The following is a 5,268-nucleotide window of genomic DNA, read 5'->3' on the forward strand; positions in this document are numbered from 1 at the left end:
ACTATTTTTGGCAATGACCGATAATTTACCTTCCAAATGCTTCGCCCCTACTGACAACTGACAACTGACAACTGACAAATAAAAACTCATGATTAAAAGTGTAAATTCGATTCCGGCCTTTGATATTAAACAACAATATGCCACCATTGAAACTGAAGTAAGTGCTGCTGTCTTAGCGGTTCTGGCTTCTGGGCGTTATATTGGTGGTCCAGCAATTACAGATTTTGAACAACAGTTTGCAGCTTATAATGGCGTAAGCGAATGCGTAGCTTGTAACTCTGGTACTGATGCCCTATTTTTAGCATTACGCGCTTTAGGAATTGGGGCAGGTGATGAAGTTATTACCACACCATTTACTTTTTTTGCGACAACAGAAGTTATCAGTGCCGTTGGAGCAATACCAGTATTTGTAGATATTGATGCGACTACGTTTAATTTAGATGTAGAAAAAGTAGCAGCAGCGATTACAGCAAAAACCAAGGCAATTATGCCAGTGCATTTATTTGGACTCCCTGTAGATATGACAGGATTAATGGAAATTGCCAAAGCTCATAATTTAGCAGTAATTGAAGATTGCGCTCAAGCTACCGGTGCAAGTTGGGAAAATCAAAAAGTTGGGAGTATTGGACATATTGGTTGTTTTAGTTTCTACCCTACCAAAAATCTCGGTGGTTGCGGTGATGGTGGGGCAATTACCACAAATGATCCAGCGATCGCTACTCAATTGCGAATTTTGCGGGAACATGGGAGTCAGGTTAGATATATTCATGAAGAAATCGGTGTCAATAGTCGTTTAGATGCTATTCAAGCCGTAATTCTGCAAATTAAACTCCGCTATCTCGATCTTTGGAATAACAGACGCAAGCAAATCGCTGATTATTATTACCAACACCTCAGTCAACTTTCTGATATCATTGTCCCCCAGGAATTTACCTCCGGAGTTGGTGTTTGGAATCAATACACCATTCGCATCTCTGGAGAAAGACGTAATGGTGCAAGTGGTAAATATCGAGATTCCGTAAAAAACCAAATGCAGGAACAGGGTGTTAATTCCATGATTTACTATCCCTTACCTTTGCATTTGCAACCAGTATATAAAAATTTAGGTTATCAACCAGGACAATTGCCAGTAGCAGAGCAAGCAAGTCAAGAAGTTTTATCTTTACCCATGTTCCCCGAATTGGAGCAAGAACAACAAGATAAAGTCATTGATACTTTGAAAAATTGTTTATCTTGAATTTGTCAAAGTGCGAAGAAACAGAGGAACAGAGGAACAGAGGAACAGGGGAACAGAGGAACAGGGGGAGAATTATATTCTCCTTTCTTCTTTCTCCTGAACTCCTGAACTCCTTCCTTTTACGCAAATGTGCGAGTATTTGCAGTCGCTAAAGCTTCTACTAAACTCCGCACGGCAGCAATCATAGCGATTTCGCTGTTGAGTTGGTTGATAGCCGAACCGACACCAACACCAGATGCACCAGCAGCGATCGCTAAAGGTGCAGTAACATTAGAAATACCAGAAGCACACAGTACAGGTACAGAAACCGCACGGGCAATTTCATAAGCAGCGGCTAAAGTAGGAGCAGCCTTTTCAATTAAACCCAAAGTACCAGGGTGAATAGGATTGCTGCTAGTACCACCTTCAGTTTGAATAATATCAGCACCAGCTTTCACCAAATCTTCAGCCAGTTGTACCTGTTGGTCTAAGGTGAGAATATGGGGAACAGTCACAGATAGCGTAATTTCTGGCAGCAAGGCACGGGTTTGGCGAGTTAGTTCCAAAACCTCAGCAGCTTCAAATCTGCGTCCTTGGGCGTAGAAAGAATCGAAATTACCAATTTCAATCAAATCCGCACCAGCAGCCACAGCAGTGACAAACTTCTCTGGTTCAACCGCAGATACACAAATAGGTAACTTAGTCAAGCTTTTCGCCAATCTTACCAAATCCACATCAGCAGCAATATCCACAAAAGTCGCACCACCCAAATCAGCCGCTTTTACAGTTGCAGCCACACTAGCAGCATTGAAATTATTCAACCCGCTAATTACCTTTAGTACAGGATGAGCAAATGCCCGGTTGAGGTTAGGATACATAGTCATAATTTTTCTTTTGCAGCTTATTTCAGTAGGAATATTTTTACACTAAATATAGCAATATTTAATTTTGAAAAAAATTCAGTCCACTTCACTCCAGTAATTTCCTCAATTAGATAGTAGTGAAGTGTCTGTAATTATGGATACTACTGGCAGATGTGTTTTTAATGACCTGACACCAATAACTTATATTTTGCCTGTACTTGGAATCAAATAAAACTTCGACATTTACTTATCTTAAACAGCAACTTTTTCCTCAAGGGGCTTAAAAGTCTTTTTCGTCGCACCGCAAATAGGACAATTCCAATCATCAGGAATATCTGCAAACGGTGTACCTGGTGCAATTCCCGAATCAGGATCACCAGTAACCGGATCGTAAATCATACTGCATTGTCTACAAATCCATTTTTGCGTTTGCGGATCTTCACTGACAACTCTGGTGACAGCTTCTCCACCGTTTAATACTTCTAAGGCTTCAGTGTAGCGATCTGCGTGATGATTTTCAATGAATTTAAGTAATCCAAAACGATGGGCTGCGGTGCGAAATGTGTTAGCATGATCACTAGATTCTTGAGCTTGTTGGAGAAATTCTGCCGCTGCGGGATGATCTCGATCAGTTTGGGCAGCAGCAGCGAATTCAGGATACATTGTTGTATATTCATAGGTTTCACCTGCGATCGCTAAAGACAAACAACGAGAGATAATTTCCCGTTTTTGTGCATCAGTTAAAACCGCTGCGTCTTTAACTACAAGTTCTGGATGTAATAATTCAAAATGTGCAAAAGCGTGTTCAGTTTCTTGATCTGCTGTTTCTTTAAAAAGTTTCGCTAAATCGGAAAAACCCAGTTTACGTGCTACTGCTGCAAAAAATAGGTATTTACGATTTGCCATTGATTCCCCACCAAAGGCTGATTCTAAATTTTGTAGTGTAGTAAAATTGGACAAATCCATAATTGGTGAATCTCTATGAGAGGTTATTGCATTATATTAAAACATATACTTTAAAATTTGGTTAAAATGATTACTAACGAATTACCAAAATGCGTCGAGATTATTGCCAAACAACGGCAGTTTTTCCAAACTGGTAAAACGAAAAATGTTACTTTTCGGATTGGACAACTCAAAATCCTCAAACAATTAGTAATTGAGAATAAAACAGCAATTATTCAAGCATTAAAAGCCGACTTACGTAAACCAGAATTTGAGAGTTACGCTACAGAAATCGGTGTGAATAAAGAAATTGATTATGCTCTCAAACATATCAATACTTGGACAAAACCCAAAAAAGCAGCCGTTCCTTTAGACTTATTTCCATACTCGGCTAAAATATATCCAGAACCGTTAGGAGTAATTTTAATTATTAGTCCTTGGAATTATCCCTTTCAGTTAATTATCTCACCTTTGGTTGGGGCGATTGCTTCGGGAAATTGTACCATCATTAAACCTTCAGAACTTGCGCCTCATACTTCCAATTTAATCACAGAACTTATTCATAAATACTTTGATCCAGAATATATTACAGTTGTCCCTGGAGCAGTCGAAACTAGTCAACAGTTACTAGCAGAAAAATTTGATCACATCTTATTTACGGGTGGGACAGCCATTGGTAAAATCGTCATGGAAGCTGCTGCAAAACATCTCACTCCAGTGACTTTGGAATTGGGGGGGAAAAGTCCTTGCATCATTGATACAGATATCAATCTAGAACATACCGCCAAACGCATTATTTGGGGTAAATTTATTAATGCTGGACAAACTTGTATTGCCCCGGATTATTTGTTGGTAGATGCTAAAATTAAACCAAATTTAGTTAATGCTTTGCAAAAATGTCTCAAAGAATTTTATGGTGAAAATCCGGCTAATAGTCCCGATTATGCCAGAATTATTCATCAAAAACATTTTGACAGATTAGCTAATTTACTCAAATGTGGTAAAGTAATCATTGGGGGAGAAACTAAACCTCAAGAACTTTATATTGCTCCTACTTTATTAGAAAATGTTTCTCTAGAAGATGCAGTTATGCAAGAGGAGATTTTCGGGCCAATTTTACCAATCATTGAATATACTGATATTAATGAAGCTATTACTTTGATTAACTCTAGACCAAAACCCCTGGCTTTATATTTATTTTCCCAAAACAAAAACCTGCAAAACCGCATTTTACAGGAAACATCATCTGGGGGAGTATGTATTAATGACACAGTAATGCAGGTTGCTGTTTCTTCTTTACCATTTGGGGGTGTGGGTGATAGTGGGATGGGTAGCTATCACGGTAAAGCTGGTTTTGACACTTTTTCTCATGACAAAAGTGTCTTGCAAAACTCATTTCGTTTAGATATAAATTGGCGATACGCACCCTATCAAGGTAAATTATCGCTGTTGAAAAAAATTATTGGCATTTAAAATTCCAGGAATCACAGAGTCAGAATTTAACTTGAGGATTTTCTAGGAATCCCAATCTATACTTCAATACCTTAGCCAAATTGAAAAAAGCCTTGATTCGTAGGTATTGATACAAAAAATGGCTTAATTGTTTGATTCTCCAGGTAGGGGTAAAGCGCAGTGCTAAACCCTTACACATTTAGGTTTTTAGTAATCTTGTAAAAATTCAAATCTCAGCCGTCACGAGTATAAATTTATTCTAACTCCTGAATTGGAGACTACTGAATTCTTCTTTAAGATTCTTCTGTTTCTTCTTCCTCAGTCGTTGGATAGACGAATTTAGAACGGCCACTCAAAATGGATTTACCAAGGGAAAGAGCTTTTTGCGCTTCAACAACAGCCTTGTGTCTCCAGGTAGCGCGACGTTTATCTCGTTTAGATTTTGATGTTTTCTTCTTAGGAACAGCCATGACAGCGGTATATCGTGATTCTTGACAACCTTCCTATTGTAAGCGATCAATTGACATTATGGGACTATTAAAAGAACTGTTATCCAAATCATCGCTAAAGATTAAGGACTGGAATGCTTGTCATCTATTGATCAAATAACAGTAACAAGCGGGCTGTTTTGAAGTAAATTGCCCGCTTGTTGGGGATCAGGAAGTTTTTTCCATTGAGGACGAATGACTTTTAATGATAAGATTGGTGCGATCGCTTCCGTCGTTAACCATAAAGGAACTGCTAAGAACAGCCAAACTCCACTGTCAGTAACCCAGCCCTAAAGGGACTGAG

Annotated in this window: 5 protein-coding genes; 2 read left to right on the forward strand and 3 right to left on the reverse strand. The window is 38.8% G+C overall.

The window, feature by feature from the left end; all coding sequences use genetic code 11:
• The first annotated feature begins 88 nt into the window (after positions 1–88).
• The gene (locus FJR06_RS21910) at positions 89–1,237 is read left to right on the forward strand and encodes a DegT/DnrJ/EryC1/StrS aminotransferase family protein (RefSeq protein WP_168652263.1); all 1,149 of its coding nucleotides are present in this window, start codon (positions 89–91) and stop codon (positions 1,235–1,237) included.
• Positions 1,238–1,356: 119 nt separating this feature from the next.
• On the opposite strand, the gene FJR06_RS21915 is transcribed toward FJR06_RS21910, so the two are convergent.
• Entirely contained in the window at positions 1,357–2,100 is a 744-nt protein-coding gene (locus FJR06_RS21915; RefSeq protein WP_168652264.1) for a DUF561 domain-containing protein, read from the reverse strand.
• Between the two features lie 231 nt (positions 2,101–2,331).
• Positions 2,332–3,045, reverse strand: a complete 714-nt coding sequence (locus FJR06_RS21920) for a rubrerythrin family protein (RefSeq protein ID WP_168652265.1) — start codon at positions 3,043–3,045, stop codon at positions 2,332–2,334.
• A 66-nt stretch (positions 3,046–3,111) separates the two neighbouring features.
• On the opposite strand from FJR06_RS21920, the gene FJR06_RS21925 reads away from it, so the two are divergent.
• Positions 3,112–4,497, forward strand: a complete 1,386-nt coding sequence (locus FJR06_RS21925; RefSeq protein WP_168652266.1) for an aldehyde dehydrogenase — start codon at positions 3,112–3,114, stop codon at positions 4,495–4,497.
• 272 nt (positions 4,498–4,769) lie between these two features.
• Here the strand turns inward: FJR06_RS21925 and rpmF are convergent, their stop codons facing one another.
• Positions 4,770–4,946 (reverse strand): 50S ribosomal protein L32, encoded by a 177-nt coding sequence (gene rpmF, locus FJR06_RS21930; protein WP_041457480.1) that lies wholly within the window; start codon positions 4,944–4,946, stop codon positions 4,770–4,772.
• Between the last annotated feature and the right edge of the window lie 322 nt (positions 4,947–5,268).

The sequence above is a fragment of the Dolichospermum sp. UHCC 0352 genome, assembly GCF_009711925.1.
Taxonomy (GTDB): domain Bacteria; phylum Cyanobacteriota; class Cyanobacteriia; order Cyanobacteriales; family Nostocaceae; genus Dolichospermum; species Dolichospermum lemmermannii.

What these genes read in the sequence shown, in the direction of transcription:
- FJR06_RS21910 (WP_168652263.1), top strand. Translation starts at nt 89, where the DNA reads ATGATTAAAAGTGTAAATTCGATTCCGGCCTTTGATATTAAACAACAA.
- FJR06_RS21920 (WP_168652265.1), bottom strand. Translation starts at nt 3,045, where the DNA reads ATGGATTTGTCCAATTTTACTACACTACAAAATTTAGAATCAGCCTTT.
- rpmF (WP_041457480.1), bottom strand. Translation starts at nt 4,946, where the DNA reads ATGGCTGTTCCTAAGAAGAAAACATCAAAATCTAAACGAGATAAACGT.
- FJR06_RS21915 (WP_168652264.1), bottom strand. Translation starts at nt 2,100, where the DNA reads ATGACTATGTATCCTAACCTCAACCGGGCATTTGCTCATCCTGTACTA.
- FJR06_RS21925 (WP_168652266.1), top strand. Translation starts at nt 3,112, where the DNA reads ATGATTACTAACGAATTACCAAAATGCGTCGAGATTATTGCCAAACAA.